At 64.8% G+C, this 17,255-nt stretch carries 17 protein-coding genes and 1 riboswitch; of the genes, 11 read left to right on the top strand and 6 right to left on the bottom strand.

From position 1 onward, the window contains the following. Positions 1–55 precede the first annotated feature (55 nt). On the top strand, positions 56–1,708 hold the full coding sequence (gene ligB, locus KH389_RS02085; RefSeq protein WP_213606799.1) for an NAD-dependent DNA ligase LigB: 1,653 nt from the start codon (positions 56–58) through the stop codon (positions 1,706–1,708). Between the two features lie 59 nt (positions 1,709–1,767). Continuing rightward, positions 1,768–2,163 carry a DUF1090 domain-containing protein gene (locus tag KH389_RS02080; RefSeq protein WP_043863604.1) on the top strand — a complete coding sequence of 132 codons (396 nt, stop codon included), beginning with the start codon at positions 1,768–1,770 and terminating at the stop codon, positions 2,161–2,163. 98 nt (positions 2,164–2,261) lie between these two features. Here KH389_RS02080 and KH389_RS02075 read toward each other — a convergent pair whose 3' ends face one another. After that, the gene (locus KH389_RS02075) at positions 2,262–2,705 is read right to left on the bottom strand and encodes a c-type cytochrome (RefSeq protein WP_173925103.1); all 444 of its coding nucleotides are present in this window, start codon (positions 2,703–2,705) and stop codon (positions 2,262–2,264) included. A 131-nt stretch (positions 2,706–2,836) separates the two neighbouring features. On the opposite strand from KH389_RS02075, the gene mltA reads away from it, so the two are divergent. Further along, on the top strand, positions 2,837–3,994 hold the full coding sequence (gene mltA, locus KH389_RS02070) for a murein transglycosylase A (protein ID WP_054915759.1): 1,158 nt from the start codon (positions 2,837–2,839) through the stop codon (positions 3,992–3,994). Between the two features lies 1 nt (position 3,995). Here mltA and KH389_RS02065 read toward each other — a convergent pair whose 3' ends face one another. Both KH389_RS02065 and KH389_RS02060 read right to left on the bottom strand, forming a co-directional pair. After that, positions 3,996–4,382 carry an MAPEG family protein gene (locus tag KH389_RS02065; RefSeq protein WP_054915760.1) on the bottom strand — a complete coding sequence of 129 codons (387 nt, stop codon included), beginning with the start codon at positions 4,380–4,382 and terminating at the stop codon, positions 3,996–3,998. A 23-nt stretch (positions 4,383–4,405) separates the two neighbouring features. Then, complete coding sequence (locus tag KH389_RS02060; protein WP_213606798.1) at positions 4,406–5,239, bottom strand: DMT family transporter; 834 nt, start codon at positions 5,237–5,239, stop codon at positions 4,406–4,408. A 170-nt stretch (positions 5,240–5,409) separates the two neighbouring features. On the opposite strand from KH389_RS02060, the gene KH389_RS02055 reads away from it, so the two are divergent. Continuing rightward, entirely contained in the window at positions 5,410–6,645 is a 1,236-nt protein-coding gene (locus KH389_RS02055) for a cation:proton antiporter (RefSeq protein WP_043863609.1), read from the top strand. On the opposite strand, the gene KH389_RS02050 is transcribed toward KH389_RS02055, so the two are convergent. Continuing rightward, positions 6,629–7,510 (bottom strand): LysR family transcriptional regulator, encoded by an 882-nt coding sequence (locus KH389_RS02050; protein WP_043863610.1) that lies wholly within the window; start codon positions 7,508–7,510, stop codon positions 6,629–6,631. The genes KH389_RS02055 and KH389_RS02050 overlap by 17 nt on opposite strands. Positions 7,511–7,602: 92 nt before the next feature. Between KH389_RS02050 and KH389_RS02045 the strand changes: the two genes are divergently transcribed. Beyond that, entirely contained in the window at positions 7,603–8,016 is a 414-nt protein-coding gene (locus KH389_RS02045) for a VOC family protein (RefSeq protein WP_116052532.1), read from the top strand. Between the two features lie 45 nt (positions 8,017–8,061). Beyond that, complete coding sequence (locus tag KH389_RS02040; protein ID WP_213606797.1) at positions 8,062–9,357, top strand: cation:dicarboxylate symporter family transporter; 1,296 nt, start codon at positions 8,062–8,064, stop codon at positions 9,355–9,357. A gap of 25 nt (positions 9,358–9,382) precedes the next feature. Here KH389_RS02040 and KH389_RS02035 read toward each other — a convergent pair whose 3' ends face one another. Further along, entirely contained in the window at positions 9,383–9,781 is a 399-nt protein-coding gene (locus KH389_RS02035) for an acyl-CoA thioesterase (protein ID WP_043863612.1), read from the bottom strand. Between the two features lie 183 nt (positions 9,782–9,964). Continuing rightward, a riboswitch (S-adenosyl-L-homocysteine riboswitch) is annotated at positions 9,965–10,070 on the top strand. Between the two features lie 21 nt (positions 10,071–10,091). Between KH389_RS02035 and ahcY the strand changes: the two genes are divergently transcribed. The 5 genes from ahcY to KH389_RS02010 all read left to right on the top strand — a co-directional run bounded on the left by ahcY (position 10,092) and on the right by KH389_RS02010 (position 16,579). Further along, positions 10,092–11,501 carry an adenosylhomocysteinase gene (gene ahcY / locus KH389_RS02030; protein WP_054915763.1) on the top strand — a complete coding sequence of 470 codons (1,410 nt, stop codon included), beginning with the start codon at positions 10,092–10,094 and terminating at the stop codon, positions 11,499–11,501. A gap of 96 nt (positions 11,502–11,597) precedes the next feature. After that, positions 11,598–12,443, top strand: coding sequence for a methylenetetrahydrofolate reductase [NAD(P)H] (gene metF, locus KH389_RS02025; RefSeq protein WP_213606795.1), 846 nt, complete (start codon positions 11,598–11,600; stop codon positions 12,441–12,443). A gap of 104 nt (positions 12,444–12,547) precedes the next feature. Further along, on the top strand, positions 12,548–13,630 hold the full coding sequence (locus KH389_RS02020; RefSeq protein ID WP_100632922.1) for a hypothetical protein: 1,083 nt from the start codon (positions 12,548–12,550) through the stop codon (positions 13,628–13,630). A gap of 48 nt (positions 13,631–13,678) precedes the next feature. Further along, positions 13,679–14,464: a substrate-binding periplasmic protein gene (locus KH389_RS02015; RefSeq protein WP_043863615.1), complete on the top strand. Its 786-nt coding sequence runs from the start codon at positions 13,679–13,681 to the stop codon at positions 14,462–14,464. Between the two features lie 222 nt (positions 14,465–14,686). After that, positions 14,687–16,579 carry an RNA helicase RhlE2 gene (locus KH389_RS02010; RefSeq protein WP_043863616.1) on the top strand — a complete coding sequence of 631 codons (1,893 nt, stop codon included), beginning with the start codon at positions 14,687–14,689 and terminating at the stop codon, positions 16,577–16,579. Positions 16,580–16,644: 65 nt separating this feature from the next. Here KH389_RS02010 and KH389_RS02005 read toward each other — a convergent pair whose 3' ends face one another. Then, positions 16,645–17,223 carry a YceI family protein gene (locus tag KH389_RS02005; RefSeq protein WP_058541628.1) on the bottom strand — a complete coding sequence of 193 codons (579 nt, stop codon included), beginning with the start codon at positions 17,221–17,223 and terminating at the stop codon, positions 16,645–16,647. Between the last annotated feature and the right edge of the window lie 32 nt (positions 17,224–17,255).

Below are 17,255 nucleotides of genomic sequence, written 5' to 3'. Positions count from 1 at the left end.
GGGGCTTTTTCTTGCCTAGGCTTGAAGTTCCACCCGCCGAGCAAGGACGCTCGCCATGCCCTTCAAGCTGTTGTCCGGCCTGCTGTTCGCCAGCACGCTCGCCTGTACCCCAACCACCGCCCTCGCCCGGCCCTGCCCCGACTGGCCACCGGCAGTGGCGCAAAGCGAACTCAAGCAGCTGGGCGAGCGCCTGGCCGACTGGGACGATCATTACCATCGCCTGGGCGTCGCGTTGATCAGCGACGAGCTCTACGACCAGAGCCGGGCTCGCCTGCAACACTTGCAAGCCTGCTTCCCCGGCACCGGTGCGCCCCCGGCAGACCCGCTCGGAACCGCCACCGGCCCGTTGCGCCACCCCATCCCCCACACCGGCCTGAACAAGTTGCCCGACGAAGCCGCCGTGCGCGCCTGGATGCACGGCAAGCAGGACCTCTGGGTACAACCCAAGGTGGATGGCGTGGCCGCCACGCTGGTCTATGCAAAGGGCCGGCTGGTGCGCCTGATCAGCCGCGGCGACGGCGCCTACGGGCATGACTGGAGCCGCCACCTGCCGGCACTGGGCGCCCTACCCCACACGTTGCCCGAACCTCTGGACCTGATACTGCAAGGCGAGCTGTTCTGGCGCCTGGACGGGCATGTGCAGGCCGCAGCGGGCAGCCGGAATGCCCGCGGCAACGTCGCCGGGCTGATGGCGCGCAAGCAGCTCACCCCCGCGCAGGGCGCGGTGGTCGAGCTGTTCGCCTGGGCCTGGCCGCAGGGCCCCCTGGACCAGCGCGAGCGGCTGGCACGCCTGAGCGCCCTGGGCTTTGCCTACAGCGAGGCGTTCAGCCAGCCGGTGCAGACCTTCGACCAGGCCGCCCACTGGCGCCAGCACTGGTACCGCACGCCACTGCCATTCGCCAGCGACGGCGTGGTGCTGCGCCAGGGCCGGCGTCCGCCCGGCGAGCGCTGGCAGGCCCGGGCGCCGTACTGGATAGCGGCATGGAAATACCCCTTCGCCCAGGTGCTGGCAGAGGTGCGACGCGTGCAGTTCAACGTGGGGCGCACCGGTCGCATCACCCCGGTGCTGCAACTGGCACCGGTGCAGTTGGATGACCGCACGGTGCGCCAGGTCAGCGTGGGCTCGCTAAGTCGCTGGCAGCAACTGGACATTCGCCCGGGCGATCAGGTGGCGATCAGCCTGGCAGGCCTGACCATTCCCCGTCTGGACGGCGTGGTGCACCGCGCCCTCGAACGGCGCGAGATGGAGGTACCGGCGGCCGATGCGTTTCATCCGTTGAGCTGCTGGGAGCTGAGCGCCGGGTGTCGTCAGCAGTTCCTGGCCAGGTTGCAATGGCTGGGCGGCAAGCAGGGCCTGGCACTCCCAGGTGCCGGGCCGGCCAGCTGGGAGCGCCTGGTCGACGCCGGCCAGTTGCGCACACTGGCCGATGTGCTGGAACTGCCCGCCGAACATCCGTTGTACCCCGCCCTCGAACAGGCCCGTCAGCGACCCTTTGCCACCTGGGCGCGGGCCCTGGGTATGCCGGCCCCGCGTACGTTGGCAGCGGGGGACACCTGGGCCGCAATGGCTGCCCGCGATGCGGCGCAATGGCAGGCCGAGCCCGGCGTGGGTGCCCACCGTGCCGGCCAGTTGCTGGCCTTTTTCGCTCACCCGCAGGTGCAGGCCCTGGCGGCGCGGTTACGTGAACATACAATCGAGGGTTTCTAAATTTGTCGGATCAGGGCAGCATCATGTGTTTCTGCCAAGCCCGCGACCACGGAGCCACTATGAAACTGCTTTCCCCGCTTGCCCTGTTCGCCGCCTGCTCGTTGCTCGCCACTTCGCTGATGGCTGCCGAGGAACAACCCGGCCTGACCGGCTGCGCTGCCAAGAAGCAGGCGATCAGCGAACAGATCGAACAGGCCCGCGCCCACGGCAACAGCGCCCAGCAGGCCGGCCTCGAGAAGGCCCTGAGCGAAGTGACCGAGCACTGCACCGATGCCGGCCTGAAGAAACAGCGTGAACAGAAGGTGCTGGATGCCCGTCATGAAGTGACGCAGCGCACCAAGGACCTGGACAAGGCCATGAAGAAAGGCGACGCCGACAAGATCAACAAGCGCAAGGACAAACTGGCCGAGTCGAAGAAGGAACTGCAACAGGCACTGGATGAGCTGGAGAAGTAGTCCGCGTTGAACCCTTCGCCGGCAAGGCCGGCTCCTACGTACAGCGCGCCAACTGTAGGAGCCGGCCCTGCGGCGAAAAGGCCGGCCAGCTCACCCCATCAATGATTGCGAAACTCGGTATGACAGGCCTTGCACGCCGCCTCCACCTTGCCCATCGGGGCCGCGACCGCCGCAGGCTCCAATGGCTGGGTACGGGTCTGGGCGACCAGCTCGCCGGTCACCTGCTCCATCTGCCGCGCCAGCTCCTGGAAGCGTGCCTGCTTTTGCCACACATCGGGCGTGGCGCTGCTGTCCTCCTCGCGCACCTGCGGGAAATGCTGCCACGGCTGGTGCGACAACGCGTCGAGCTTCACCGCACCATCGGCAAATTTCTGCCCGTCGAACGCCAGCCGGCCACGCAGCATGCCGCCGAGGTCTTCGCTGGTCTTGAGCATCTGCTTGAAAATCGCCTTGCGCTGGCCCAACGGCGAGTTGGGGTCGACACCGCCACAGGCGCTCAGGGCCAGGCAGGCCACCAGGATCACAGTCATTCGCTTGAACATCATGCTTGGCTCGGCACACGGAAAAAGGCGGCCAGTATCCCCGCCTTGCCGGCAAACACCAATACCCCTACCAAAAACAAGGGTTGCCTGGCCGCCCTGAACGCCAGGCACACCGTAGAGGACTACCCCGCATGAAAACCGCCCTGAGCCGCCTTGGCCTGACCGCCGCGTTGCTGGCCCTGCTGGTCGGCTGCAACGGCAGCGCCCCGGATAAATCCGCACCGCACCCGCTCGCCACCTACAGCCCCGCCACCTGGAAAGACCTGCCCAAGGTCTCCGACAGCGACCTGCTGGCCGGCTTCAATGCCTGGCGCAGCGCGTGCGAGCGCCTCAAGAACGATCCGGTCTGGGCCACCCCCTGCGCTGCTGCGGTGCAGGTGCCCGACGACGCCACCCAGGTGCGTGGCTTCTTGCAGACGCAGCTCGAGGTGTACGGCCTGCGCTCGGCCGAAAACAACGCCAACGGCCTGATCACCGGCTACTACGAACCGGTGTACCCCGGCAGCATGACCCGTACCGCCACGGCCAACGTGCCGGTGTATGGCATCCCCGATGACCTGGTGGTGGTGGCGCTCGACAGCATCTACCCCGAACTCAAGGGCAAGCGCCTGCGCGGTCGCCTGGACGGGCGCGTGCTCAAGCCCTACGACACCGCCGGGGTGATCCAGCAGCAAGGCGTCAAGGCGCCGGTGCTGGCCTGGCTGACCGACCCGATGGACCTGCAGTTTCTGCAGATCCAGGGCTCCGGGCGCATCCAGCTCGAAAGTGGGCAGCAGCTGCGCGTGGGCTATGCCGACCAGAACGGCCACCCGTATCGCCCGGTGGGCCGCTGGCTGGTCGAGCAGGGCCAGCTCAAGAAGGAAGACGTGACCATGGGCAGCATCCACGCCTGGGCCCAGGCCAACCCGAGCCGCGTGCCCGAGCTGCTGGCCAGCAACCCCAGCTACGTGTTCTTCAGCACCCGCCCGGACAGCAACGAAGGCCCGCGCGGTTCGCTGAACGTGCCGCTGACCGCCGGCTACAGCGTGGCCATCGACCGCAAGGTGATCCCGCTGGGCAGCCTGCTGTGGCTGTCGACCACCCGCCCGGACGGCGCGCCGGTGGTACGCCCGGTGGCCGCGCAGGACACCGGCGGGGCCATCACCGGCGAAGTGCGCGCCGATCTGTTCTGGGGTACCGGCAGCGAGGCCGGCGCTCTGGCCGGGGACATGAAGCAGCAGGGTCAGATCTGGCTGCTGTGGCCCAAGGGCGCGGCACTGCCGGTGGTGCCGCAGGTGGAAGGCAAGTAGCTCAGGCCGAGACCACGAAGAAGCTGACGATCAGGCCGATGCCCGCGAACCACACCACCGAGCGCAGCGCGGCCCAGTCGGCCAGGTAGCAGATGATGTAGAGCAGGCGGCTGGTGATGTAGAGCACCGCCAGCACGTCCTGGGTGACCTGCTCGGCATTGCCGACGATGTCGGCGATCACCACCGCCGCGACGAACGCCGGAATCGACTCGAAACTGTTGAGCTGCGCCGCATGGGCGCGGCGCGGCAGGCCTTCGAGCTTGTCCAGAAAACCGCGCGGGTCATGGTTCTGTCGCAGGCTGAAGCGACCACTGCCGAACTTGGCGATGCTGGTGCACACGAACGGCAGCAGCAACGCGATCAATACACACCAGAAGGCGACGGTCATGGCAGGGGTCCTTGTTGTTGGGGTCAGAGTTTCATGATCAGCATGCCGATCAGTACCAGTGCACAAGCTAAGAGCCTCGGCCCGCCGAAAGGTTCTTTGAGGTAGCGCATGCCCATCAGCACCACCAGGATCACGCTCACCTCGCGCAGCGCCGCAGCCTCGGCCACCGAGCCCAGTTGCATGGCCCACAGTACCAGCGCATAGCTGGACTGCACGCACAACCCCACGGCCAGGCCCAGCTTCCACTGGCTGCGCCAGAACTGCACAAACGGCGCGCGCCGGGCCACCGTCGCCAGCAACGGGAACGGCCAGGCGCTGATCAGCGTCAGCCACACCAGGTAGTCCAGCGGCTGCGACCACAGCCGGATCGCGCTGCCGTCGAGCCAGGTGTAGCAGCCGATGCACAGGCCGATCAGCGCCACCACCGGCAGCATCGACCAGGGCAGACGTTCGCCGCCACCGCCCTGCCACAGCAGGCAGGCCATGCCGCACGGGATCAGCAGAATGCCGAAGATCTGCTGGGTGCTCAGCGTCTCGCCGGCAAAGGTCAGGGTCAGCGCCAGCACCACCAGCGGCGACAACCCGCGCATCAGGGGGTAGACCAGGCCCAGGTCGCCGACCCGGTAGGCCTTGATCAGCAGGTAGCGGTACAACAGCTCGAACGCCGCCGAGGCCAGCATCCACGGCCAGATCTCGGGCGGCGGTACCTGCACGAACGCCACCATCGCCAGGGCGAACAGCAGCGCCACCACGTCCATGCTGGCAATCACCAGCAGACGCTCGCCGCTGAACTTGATCAGGGTGTTCCAGGTGGCATGCAGCAGGGCGGCGATCAGCACCAGCGAAGTGGCGAGCACGGTTGAGTTCCTGGGTAGTGCATGGCTGCGCAGTTTCAACCAGGCGCAACAAAACAGCCAGCCTGCGGTCAACGTTGATCGAAAAAGTGTGTCCTGAACCTCGCGCCGGCGCATCCAAGCCCTGCCCGAGCCATTCGGGCACTGACTTGGAAGCCATTACAGGACCTAGGATGCTTGAGCTAGTTGCCGCGTTTATTTGCCTCACCACCCTCCTCACCTATGTGAACTACCGCTTTATCGGCCTGCCGCCGACCATTGGCGTGATGGTCACTGCACTGCTGTTTTCCCTGATCCTCCAGGGCCTGAGCGTCATCGGCTACCCGGGCCTGGAAGAACGGGTGCAGGGCCTGATGAGCCAGATCGACTTCAACGACCTGCTGATGCACTGGATGCTGGCGTTCCTGCTGTTCGCCGGGGCGCTGCACGTGAACCTGGCCGACCTGCGCGACTACCGCTGGCCGATCGGCCTCCTGGCCACCGTCGGCGTGCTGATCGCCACCGTGGTGATCGGCTACCTGGCGCACTGGATCTTCGCCCTGTTCGGCTGGCACGTGAACCTGCTGTACTGCCTGCTGTTCGGCGCACTGATCTCGCCCACCGACCCGATCGCGGTGCTCGGCGCCCTGCGTACCGCCAATGCGTCCAAGCCGCTGAAGACCACCATCGTCGGCGAGTCGCTGTTCAACGACGGCACCGCGGTCGTGGTGTTCACCGTGCTGCTGGGCATCGCACAACTGGGCGAGACCCCGAGCGTGAGCGACACCGCGATCCTGTTCGCCCGCGAGGCCATCGGCGGCGCGCTGTTCGGCGCGGTGATCGGCTACGTCACCTACCGCATGATCAAGAGCATCGAGCAGTACCAGGTGGAGGTCATGCTGACCCTGGCGCTGGTGATCGGCGGCTCGGCCGCAGCCTACGAACTGCACGTCTCGGCGCCCATCGCGATGGTGGTAGCGGGCCTGATCATCGGCAACCTGGGTCGCAACCTGGCTATGAACGACATGACCCGGCGCTACATGGACGGCTTCTGGGAGCTGATCGACGACATGCTCAACGCGCTACTGTTCGCGCTGATCGGCCTGGAGCTGTTGCTGCTGCCGTTCTCGTGGATGCACCTGGCTGCGGCCGGGGTGCTGGCAGTGGCGATCCTGCTGTCGCGCCTGCTGACCGTGGCGCCGGCGATCGTCATGCTGCGCCGCTGGAGAACGGTGCCGCGCGGCACCATCCGCGTGCTCACCTGGGGCGGCCTGCGCGGCGGTGTGTCCGTGGCCCTGGCGCTGTCGCTGCCATCGGGTCCCGAACGTGACCTGCTGCTGAGCATCACCTACATCGTGGTGCTGTCGTCGATCCTGCTTCAGGGCCTGAGCATCGGTCGCGTGGTGCGCGGGGTTACCGAGCAGCCTTGACCGGCGAGGGGCTGCCCAGCAGCCCCAGCAGATGCCGCATCGCCACTGGCCGGCGCGGCGTCGAGCCGTGCAGCACCACCAGTGCCCGCGCGTGGCGCGGGTCATCGCCCAGCGGCCAGGCACAGATGCCCTCATGGGGCATGCCGGCCCATTGCGGCACCAACGATACCCCCATGCCCTGGGCCACCAGCATCACGATGGTTTCCAGCGCATCCAGCTCGCACAGCAACTGCGGTGTGATCAGCTGCTCATCCAGGTAGCGCTGGGCGATCTGCCCGCCCCACGACTGTGCGTCGTAGCGAATGAACGGGTGCTCGCGCAGCAGCGTATCGGGGGTCAGCGCGGCCTGTGCAGCCGGCGCTATCAGAATCAGCGGCTCGACCTTGAGCACCTGCAGCGCCAGTGCCTTGGGCAGCGTGAAGGGCGGGCGCACCAGAATCGCGGCATCCAGTTCGCCGCCGAGCACCTTTTCGTACAGGCTGCGCGAATCACCCGGGGTGATCTGCAGCTTGAGCCCCGGCGCCGATCGCGCCAGACGCTCGATAAGCCCCGGCAATACCCCGGTCAACGCCGTCGACACCGCGCCCACCCTGACGTCCCCCGTCAATCCGTCCTGGCTCAGGTCGTGCTGCAATTCACGCGCCTGCTCGATGATCGCCTGGATTCTGGGCAACAGCAGCAGGCACTGGTCCGAGGGGCGGATGGCATGCGCAGTACGCAGCAGCAAGGTGCAGCCCAGTGTGCGTTCCAGCGCCTGCACGCGCTGGCTGATCGCCGCTGCCGTGCGGTTCTCGCGACGCGCGGCCGCGGCAATCGAGCCGGTTTCCACCACTGCCACCAGGCTTTTCAGAAAGCGCACATCCATAAGTTTTTCTTTCGCTCAGAGCAAGGCAAAGCCGTTTTACCCCGTCACACGGCCTACTTACCCTCAACGCTCAACCACACGGGGGATACGCCATGAACAGACCCTTTCACGCTGCATACCACGTTTGCGACCTGGAACAGGCGCGTACTTTTTATCGAGATGTTCTGGGCTGCACCGAAGGGCGCAGCACCGCGACCTGGGTCGACTTCGACTTCTTCGGCAACCAGCTCTCGTTGCACCTGGGCACGCCGTTCGCCACCACCCGTACCGGGCAGGTTGGCGAGCACAAGGTACTGATGCCGCATATCGGCGTGGTACTGCCACTGGACGAGTGGATGACCCTGGCCGTGCGCCTCACCCGGCGTGGCCTGGCATTCGAGATCCCGCCGGTGGTGCGCTTTGTGGGCGAGCCGGGCGAACAACGCACGATGTTCTTCCTCGACCCCAGCGGCAATCCGATCGAGGTCAAGGGCTTCAAGGATTTCGCCGGCCTGTTCGCGCAGTAACGCACCCTTCGCACTCCCCACAACCACAACAACAAGGGGCACCCCATGGGCATTCGCACACCTTCCAGCCTGGTCACGCGCATCATTATCGGCCTGGTCGCCGGCGTGATCGTCGGCATCCTTCTCAACCAGTTCCCCGAGCACAAGGCCTGGTTCATCGACAACCTGCTGCAGCCGGCCGGCGACCTGTTCATCAAGCTGATGAAGATGATCGTGGTACCGCTGGTGTTCGCCTGCATGACCGTCGGCATCGCCGGCGCCGGCAGCACGCGCGCCCTGGGCCGGGTCGGAATGAAGACGTTCGTGTACTTCTTCACCATCACCAGCATCGCGATCCTGTTCGGGCTGGTGGTCGGCAACGTGTTCCAGCCCGGCGCCGGCGCGGACTTCAGCAGCACCCTGCAGGCACCGGTCACCACGCTGGCATCCAGCACCGAAACGCAGAACCTGGGGCGCACCCTGGTGGCCATCGTGCCGGACAACATCGTGCTGGCCATGGCCGAGGGCAAGCTGCTGTCGGTGCTGTTCTTCGCCATCCTGTTCGGCTGCGCCCTGTCGATGCTGCCCCAGCAGCAGAAGGCACCGTTGATCAGCGTGATGCAGGGCGTATCGGACACCATGTTCAAGGTCACCCACCTGGTGATGCACTACTCGCCTATCGGCATCTTCGGGCTGATCGGCGTCACCGTTGCCAGCTTCGGCCTGAGCGCACTGCTGCCACTGGCCAAGCTGATCGGCATTACCTACGTGGCGGTGCTGCTTTTTGCGCTGTGCGTGCTGGGGGCGGTGGCCAGGCTGGCGGGGGTGCGGTTCTTCCACCTGTTGCGCGAGATACGCAGCGAGTTGCTGCTGGCCTACAGCAGCGCCGCCTCGGCCACGGTGATGCCGCAACTGATCGAGAAGATGGAGCGCTACGGCGCGCCACGCCCGATCACCAGCATGGTCATTCCGTTGGGGTATTCATTCAACCTCGATGGCGCGTCGCTGTTCGCAGCGCTTGGCACGCTGTTCATCGCCCAGGCCTATGGCATCGACCTGGGCCTGGCTGACCAGGCGATGCTGGTGCTGATCATGGTGCTGACCTCCAAGGGTGCGGCGGGGGTGCCGGGCTTCATGTTCATCATCCTCACCGCCACGCTGACCGCCGCAGGGCTGCCGGTCGAGGGCGTGGCGATCATCGCCGGGGTGTATCGGCTGATGGACATGCCGGTCACTGCACTCAACGTGCTGGGTAACGCGCTGGCGCCATTGGTGATCGCACGCTGGGAGGGCCAGCTCAAGGCACCTGGCCAAACCACCCCCGCCAGCCCCGCTGCCCCTGACTTGAAGCTTGAAGCTTGAAGCTTGAACTGTGCAGCTACCGCCGTCATTCCACCGAGGTATCGAACTGATCCTTGATGAACTTGATCTCGGTACGCCCATGGGGTGCCGGCAAGCCGTCCTCACCCAGGTTGACGAAGACCATCTTGTCGACGGTGAGGATGCTCTTGCGGGTGATCTTGTTGCGCACTTCGCATTTGAGGGTGATGGAGGTGCGGCCGAATTCCGTGGCGGTGATGCCCAGCTCGATGATGTCGCCCTGGCGCGAGGCGCTGACGAAGTTGATCTCCGAGATGTACTTGGTCACCACACGCTGGTTGCCCAGTTGCACGATCGCGTAGATCGCCGCCTCTTCGTCGATCCAGCGCAGCAGGCTGCCACCGAACAGGGTGCCGTTGGGGTTGAGGTCTTCGGGTTTTACCCATTTGCGGGTGTGAAAGTTCATGCGTACTCCTGACCGTCTTGCCAATCGATGCCGACAATGATGGCAGAGCCTGCCGGCGGCCTCCATTGAACATCGACTATCGTCTCGATTAATTGACAGAAAGCCTTGGGCCGATGCGCGGGCGCAGCTATAATCGCCAACGCTTCACAGACGGTCATCACCACTCGATGCCGTTCCCGCCACCTGTCCGAGGGGCGCTGCAGCAGGTTCTCCTGTCAGGCTCGGATGGGGCGTTGCCTGGACGGGGTTCCCCGCACGGGCACTAAACGCACAACGGCGCCCATTCGCACACTACGAATGGAGGCTCTTGATGAGCGCTGTAAACACGCCTGCAGATTTTACCGACTACAAAGTCGCCGACATGTCCCTGGCTGCCTGGGGCCGCCGCGAAACCATCATCGCCGAGTCCGAAATGCCGGCCCTGATGGGTCTGCGCCGCAAGTACGCCGCTGAACAGCCGCTCAAGGGTGCAAAAATCCTCGGCTGCATCCACATGACCATCCAGACCGCCGTGCTGATCGAGACCCTGGTCGCGCTGGGCGCCGAAGTGCGCTGGTCGTCGTGCAACATCTTCTCCACCCAGGATCAGGCCGCTGCCTCCATTGCCGCCGCCGGCATCCCGGTATTCGCCTGGAAGGGCGAGACCGAGCAGGAATACGAGTGGTGCCTGGAGCAGACCATCCTCAAGGATGGCGCGCCATGGGATGCCAACATGATCCTCGACGACGGCGGCGACCTCACCGAGCTGCTGCACAAGAAGTACCCGCAGGTACTGGACCGCGTTCACGGCGTGACCGAAGAGACCACCACCGGTGTGCACCGTCTGCTCGACATGCTGGCCAAGGGCGAGCTGAAGATCCCGGCGATCAACGTCAACGACTCGGTCACCAAGAGCAAGAACGACAACAAGTACGGCTGCCGTCACAGCCTCAACGACGCCATCAAGCGCGGCACCGACCACCTGCTGTCGGGCAAGCAGGCGCTGGTGATCGGCTACGGTGACGTGGGCAAGGGTTCGGCCCAGTCGCTGCGTCAGGAAGGCATGATCGTCAAGGTCTCGGAAGTCGACCCGATCTGCGCCATGCAAGCCTGCATGGACGGCTTCGAGCTGGTTTCGCCGTTCATCGACGGTATCAACAACGGCACCGAAGCCAGCGTCGACAAGGCCCTGCTGGGCAAGATCGACCTGATCGTGACCACCACCGGTAACGTCAACGTGTGCGATGCCAACATGCTCAAGGCCCTGAAAAAGCGCGCCGTGGTATGCAACATCGGTCACTTCGACAACGAAATCGACACCGCCTTCATGCGCAAGAACTGGGCATGGGAAGAGGTCAAGCCACAGGTTCACAAGATCCACCGTACCGGCCCTGGCGATTTCGACGCGCAGAACGACGACTACCTGATCCTGCTGGCCGAAGGCCGCCTGGTGAACCTGGGCAACGCCACTGGCCACCCGAGCCGCATCATGGACGGTTCGTTCGCCAACCAGGTACTGGCACAGATCTTCCTGTTCGGCCAGAAGTACGCCGACCTGTCGCCGGCCCAGAAAGCCGAGCGCCTGACCGTTGAAGTACTGCCGAAAAAACTCGACGAAGAAGTGGCCCTGGAAATGGTCCGCGGTTTCGGCGGCGTGGTAACCCAACTGACCAAACAGCAGGCCGACTACATCGGCGTGACTGTTGAAGGCCCGTTCAAACCAGACGCCTACCGCTACTGATGGGCCAAAGCCGGTGACGCTGCCACAGCGTCACCGGCTTTTTTCTGTGGCCAGCCTCACGGCTGGCCAGCACGATCGGTTTACCAGGATTTCGCCATGTCTCAGGAACGCCGTTACAGCTTCGAGTTCTTCCCGACCAAGACCGACGCTGGACATGAAAAACTGCTCGCCACGGCTCGCACCCTGGCCAGCTACAACCCGGACTTCTTCTCCTGCACCTATGGTGCCGGTGGCTCGACCCGCGACCGCACGCTCAACACCGTGCTGCAGCTGGAAAGCGAAGTGAAGGTACCGGCCGCGCCGCACCTGTCGTGCGTGGGCGACAGCAAGGACGACCTGCGCAGCCTGCTGGCCCAGTACAAGGCCGCCGGCATCAAGCGTATCGTGGCCCTGCGCGGCGACCTGCCGTCGGGCATGGGCATGGCCAGTGGCGAGCTGCGCTACGCCAACGAGCTGGTCGAGTTCATTCGCCAGGAAAGCGGTGATCACTTTCACATCGAAGTGGCCGCCTACCCGGAAATGCACCCCCAGGCCCGTCACTTCGAAGACGACCTGATCAATTTCGTGCGCAAGGCCAAGGCCGGCGCCGACAGCGCCATCACCCAGTACTTCTTCAACGCCGACTGCTACTTCCACTTCGTCGAGCGCGTGCAGAAGCTGGGCGTGGACATCCCGGTGGTACCCGGCATCATGCCGATCACCAACTACAGCAAGCTGGCGCGCTTCTCCGATGCGTGCGGCGCCGAGATCCCGCGCTGGGTCCGCAAGCAGCTGGAAGCCTATGGCGACGATGTGCAAAGCATCCAGGCCTTTGGCGAACAGGTCATCACCGACATGTGCGAAAAACTGCTGCAAGGCGGCGCACCGGGGCTGCACTTCTATACCCTGAACCAGGCCGAACCCAGCCTGGCAGTGTGGAACAACCTCAAGCTGCCACGCTGATTACTGTCAAACACGGTAATAAATAGTTGCGAAAACGGTAAGGGCTTTAGCGTACGCTAAGGCCCTTTCCATTTTCCCTTACAGATACGGATCTTCGCGTTTCTATGCCCCTCGCTTCCCCTTCCGCACGTCCCCAACTGATCTATCTTGTCTTCGGTGCCCAGACTTACCATCAGGAAGCGCAGTTCAGCATCTCCAGCGCCTTGGCCAACCTGCACAAGACGCCGGGGGAACACCTCGATATCCAGGTGTTCAGCGACGACCCGCACCCCTATCGCCACTTGCCGGTAACGGTGCATGCACTCGATGCCGACACCCGCAAGGCATGGAGCGAGCCGCACGGTTATCACTTTCGCACCAAGCACGTGCTGCTGCGCCAGGTGCTGCAGGACCACGAACACGCCCTGCTGATCGACACCGACACGTTTTTCCATCAGTCACCCATCGAGCTGTTCCGGCGCATGCAGCCCGGCACGCTGCTGTGCAATGCGGTCGGCGGCAAATACGGCGTAAATCAGCAATGCGCACTGTACCAAAACCTTGCAGGCCCACTGCAGGCACGCGGCCTGGCCAAAGACGGCATGCCATTGCTCAATTCGGGCGTCATCGGCCTGTATCGGCAGGACGCGGGCCTGCTCGACCAGTCCATCGCCTTGATGGACGAGTTCTATCCGCTGGCCCCGCGCGCCTATACCCTCGAAGAGTTCTGCCTGGCGGTCGCCGCCCATGACACCTTGAACGTGCAGGAATGCCCCGACCTGATCCACCACTACTGGAGCCGCAAGCAACTGTTCCGAGCCAAGATCCAGGCCTGGCTGAACAAGCACGGTAGCGACCCGCTCTCGACACAGGCCATGGCCGATATCGCCCAGGTCAACACACAGCTGCCACGCCCGCCGCTGCTGCAACGCCTGCACTGCAAGCTGCTGGGGCTGTTGCTGCCGGCAAGGCAACGTCAGTTCATGCGTGAGCTGGCCTACGGCTGTCATCCCTATGCCAACGAATTCGATCGCGCCTGCGCCCAGGCCTGGTGGGAAAAAGCCCTGGAGAACGTCGAGAGGCGCCAGGGCAAGCCCGCCTGCGCCAACCAGCTCGGGCAGTGGTTCAGGCATCCAGGCATGCGCCTGGCCCTGGGTCGTCAGCTGCCGATCGTGAAAGCTCACCTGGAGCAGCGCCGCGAGGGCTGAAGCCTGGGCGCGCTGGCCATTCTCGAGCAGCCATCGTACTCTCCAGCCATGCCCGATCTTTACCGACTGTTCGCCGCCCTGTTTCTCGCCTGCCTGAGTACCCTGGCTCATGGCGAGAGGCTGCGCATCGTCACCGACCCCTGGCCGCCCTATGTGTACCAGGAAAACGGAGAGGCCAAGGGCATCGACTACGAGGTCACCGCCGAGGTGTTCAAGCGCCTGGGCATCGAGGTGCAATGGCAGTTCCTGCCATGGAAGCGCTGCCTGGCGATGGTCGAACAGGGGCTGGCCGACGGCGTGCTCGACATCTTCAAGACCGAGCAGCGCGACGCCCAGCTGTTCTACCCCAGCGAACCGCTGTCGCACGTGGAGTTCGTGCTGTTCCAGGCCAACGCCCGGCCCCACGCCATCAGGCACCTGGAAGACCTCAAGGGGCTGACCGTGGGCACCGCGCCCGGCTATACCTACGGCCCGGCGTTTGCCGATTCACCCGACTTCAAGCGCGAGCCGGCACCTACCCTGGAAGCCAACCTGGGCAAGCTGCAACTGGGTCGCATCGACCTGCTGGTCACCGATCGCCGGGTTGGCCGGCATGTGATCAAGAGCCTGGGCCTGGAGCAACAGGTCAGTGAACTGGGGCTGGTGATCGACCGCCAGCCCCAGTTCCTGGCAGTACGCCGCAATGCCGGCATGGACCTGCTGGCGCAACGCTTCGCCGCCGAGCTGCGCCGCTTCAAGCAGGAGCCGGCCTATGCCGAGCTGAACGCACGCTACGCAGGCGCCGAGGTGAACATTCCGCAAACCGTTGAGCAGCAGGAACGCAGCACGCACTGATTGCTCTGTTATACTCCGCCAACCCCGCCAGGCTTACGCCCGGACGCTCGGCCTTGCAAAAGGCATCCCGATCGGCAGGACAGCGCGCCCAGAGCCCGCCCGCCGCCCCCCGGATGCGCATTGAAGGCCCAGCAGGACCGGACGCGATAGCATCACCTGATGCCCGTCGCGCCAGGCACGAACTTCCCATAGGGCTTAGCCCCCACTAGAACAGGATTACTCATGTCCTTTGCTTCCCTCGGTCTCTCCGAGGCTCTAGTCCGCGCTATCGAGGCAGCGGGCTATACCCAGCCTACGCCGGTGCAACAGCGGGCCATTCCCGCCGTGTTGCAAGGTCGCGACCTGATGGTCGCGGCGCAGACAGGTACTGGTAAAACCGGTGGCTTTGCACTGCCGATTCTCGAACGCTTGTTTCCAGGTGGCCACCCCGACAAGTCCCAGCGCCATGGCCCACGCCAGCCGCGGGTACTGGTGCTGACCCCCACCCGCGAACTCGCCGCCCAGGTCCACGACAGCTTCAAGATCTACGCCCGCGACCTCAAGTTCGTCAGCGCCTGCATCTTCGGCGGTGTCGGCATGAACCCGCAGGTGCAGGCCATGTCCCGCGGCGTCGACGTGCTGGTGGCCTGCCCCGGCCGTCTGCTGGACCTCGCCGGCCAGGGCAGCGTCGACCTGAGCCACGTTGAGATCCTGGTGCTCGACGAAGCCGACCGCATGCTCGACATGGGCTTCATCCATGACGTGAAGAAGGTCCTCGCACGCTTGCCTGCCAAGCGCCAGAACCTGCTGTTCTCGGCGACCTTCTCAAAAGACATCACCAACCTGGCCGACAAGCTGCTGCACAACCCCGAGCGCATCGAGGTCACGCCGCCCAATACCACGGTCGAGCGTATCGAGCAGCGTGTGTACCGTCTGCCCGCCAGCCACAAGCGTGCCCTGCTGGCCCACCTGATCACCCAGGGTGCCTGGGAGCAGGTGCTGGTCTTCACACGTACCAAGCACGGCGCCAACCGCCTGGCCGAGTACCTCGAGAAGCACGGCCTGACTGCCGCGGCGATTCACGGCAACAAGAGCCAGAATGCGCGCACCAAGGCCCTGGCCGACTTCAAGGCCGGCACCGTGCGCATCATGGTCGCCACCGACATCGCCGCCCGCGGCCTGGACATCGACCAGTTGCCCCACGTGGTCAACTTCGAGCTGCCCAACGTCGAGGAAGACTACGTGCACCGTATCGGCCGTACCGGCCGTGCGGGCCGTTCCGGCGAGGCCATCTCGCTGGTGGCGCCGGACGAAGAGAAGCTGCTCAAGAGCATCGAGCGCGTCACCCGCCAGAAAATCCAGGACGGCGACCTGATGGGCTTCGATGCCTCGACGGTCGAAGCCGAAAAACCCGAAGCCCGTGAACGTCCGCAGATGAACCCGCGCGGTGGCCGTGGCCAGCGTGCCGACGGCAGCAATGCCGGCGGGCGCAAGGACAAGGGCAAGGACAAAGGCCAGGAAAAGGATAAGCCCGCAGGCGACAGAGCCACTGAGAAGGCCGCCGGCGGGCGCCAAGAGCGCAAGCCCCGTGACAACAGCAAAACCCGCCAGGCACCCTCGGGTCAGGCAGCAGTAGTTCCGAAAATCCCGGCCGACCGTGACCCTGAAGCCTTCCTGGACGACGAAGTGGACAACTTCGGCAACCGTGCCGACTACGTCAGCCCGTACCAGAACAAGGGCGGCCAGGGCCGCAACCGTCGCCCGGGCGCACCGGCAGCCGCCGGTACCGGCACCGGCGCACCCCGCGGTGGCCAGCCACGCAGCAACACCGGTGGTGGTGCACGTAGCGGTGGCGCCGGCAGCAATGGCGAGAAGCGCGGTGGTGCACGCAGCGGTGGCGGTGGTCGCGATGGCCAGGCGCGCCGCGACGGCAGCAACAACCGCAACCGCCGCCCGGCCCGTGACGATCAGTCGTCGCAGGAACCGGCAGTGCGCAACCCGCGTGACGGCCAGTCGCAGCCCAAGATCGTGCACAAGGAATCCAAGATCGACCGGTTCCCGACCGCCGAACAGCTCGAGCAGCTGCCAAGCCGCCCACGTGGCGAGAAGCCTGCGCTGCTGACGCGCAACCGCTGATCCCGCCACTGCGCACACAAAAACGCCGCCCCTAGGGGCGGCGTTCTTGTTTACAGGCCAGGCAATTACTTCTGCTTGACGCCTTCCAGCGAGATGTCCAGCTGGGCGGTCTGTGCCACGTCGCCAGGCAGCTTGATGCCGAAGTCTTTCAGATCCAGCGTGGTGGTGGCGTTGAAACCGGCGCGCTCGCCGCCCCATGGGTCCTTGCCTTCACCGTTGAAGGTGGCCTTGAAGGTCACTGGCTTGGTCACGCCGTGGAAGGTCAGGTCGCCGGTCACGTCGGCAGTCTTGTCGCCAGTGGGCTTGACGGCGGTGGAGACGAACTTGGCGTCGGCGAATTTCGAAACGTCCAGGAAGTCCTTGCTGGCGATGTGCTTGTCACGCTCGGCGTGGTTGGACCACAGGCTGGCGGTCTTCACGTCTACCGAGATCTTGCTGTCCTGCGGCTTGGCAGAATCCCAGCTGAAGGTACCGTCCCAGTCCTTGAAGGTGCCGTGGATGAAGCTGTAGCCCAGGTGGCTGACTTTCCAGTCGATGAAGGCGTGCTGGCCTTCCTTGTCGATCTTGTAGTCGGCAGCCATGACCTGGCCAGCGGTGAACAGGGCGGTACCGAGCGCCAGAGCGGCAAAAGTCTTTTTCAACATTACTTCTATTCCTTTGGAGTTGAGGTTGAACA

The organism is Pseudomonas qingdaonensis (assembly GCF_018398475.1).
Lineage (GTDB): Bacteria > Pseudomonadota > Gammaproteobacteria > Pseudomonadales > Pseudomonadaceae > Aquipseudomonas > Aquipseudomonas palmensis.
This window is presented reverse-complemented; position numbering and strand designations above follow the sequence as displayed.

Excerpts from the sequence above, each read along its gene's own strand:
- ligB (WP_213606799.1), top strand. The coding sequence starts at position 56 with ATGCCCTTCAAGCTGTTGTCCGGCCTGCTGTTCGCCAGCACGCTCGCC.
- KH389_RS02080 (WP_043863604.1), top strand. The coding sequence starts at position 1,768 with ATGAAACTGCTTTCCCCGCTTGCCCTGTTCGCCGCCTGCTCGTTGCTC.
- KH389_RS02075 (WP_173925103.1), bottom strand. The coding sequence starts at position 2,705 with ATGTTCAAGCGAATGACTGTGATCCTGGTGGCCTGCCTGGCCCTGAGC.
- mltA (WP_054915759.1), top strand. The coding sequence starts at position 2,837 with ATGAAAACCGCCCTGAGCCGCCTTGGCCTGACCGCCGCGTTGCTGGCC.
- KH389_RS02065 (WP_054915760.1), bottom strand. The coding sequence starts at position 4,382 with ATGACCGTCGCCTTCTGGTGTGTATTGATCGCGTTGCTGCTGCCGTTC.
- KH389_RS02055 (WP_043863609.1), top strand. The coding sequence starts at position 5,410 with ATGCTTGAGCTAGTTGCCGCGTTTATTTGCCTCACCACCCTCCTCACC.
- KH389_RS02050 (WP_043863610.1), bottom strand. The coding sequence starts at position 7,510 with ATGGATGTGCGCTTTCTGAAAAGCCTGGTGGCAGTGGTGGAAACCGGC.
- KH389_RS02045 (WP_116052532.1), top strand. The coding sequence starts at position 7,603 with ATGAACAGACCCTTTCACGCTGCATACCACGTTTGCGACCTGGAACAG.
- KH389_RS02040 (WP_213606797.1), top strand. The coding sequence starts at position 8,062 with ATGGGCATTCGCACACCTTCCAGCCTGGTCACGCGCATCATTATCGGC.
- KH389_RS02035 (WP_043863612.1), bottom strand. The coding sequence starts at position 9,781 with ATGAACTTTCACACCCGCAAATGGGTAAAACCCGAAGACCTCAACCCC.
- ahcY (WP_054915763.1), top strand. The coding sequence starts at position 10,092 with ATGAGCGCTGTAAACACGCCTGCAGATTTTACCGACTACAAAGTCGCC.
- metF (WP_213606795.1), top strand. The coding sequence starts at position 11,598 with ATGTCTCAGGAACGCCGTTACAGCTTCGAGTTCTTCCCGACCAAGACC.
- KH389_RS02020 (WP_100632922.1), top strand. The coding sequence starts at position 12,548 with ATGCCCCTCGCTTCCCCTTCCGCACGTCCCCAACTGATCTATCTTGTC.
- KH389_RS02015 (WP_043863615.1), top strand. The coding sequence starts at position 13,679 with ATGCCCGATCTTTACCGACTGTTCGCCGCCCTGTTTCTCGCCTGCCTG.
- KH389_RS02010 (WP_043863616.1), top strand. The coding sequence starts at position 14,687 with ATGTCCTTTGCTTCCCTCGGTCTCTCCGAGGCTCTAGTCCGCGCTATC.
- KH389_RS02005 (WP_058541628.1), bottom strand. The coding sequence starts at position 17,223 with ATGTTGAAAAAGACTTTTGCCGCTCTGGCGCTCGGTACCGCCCTGTTC.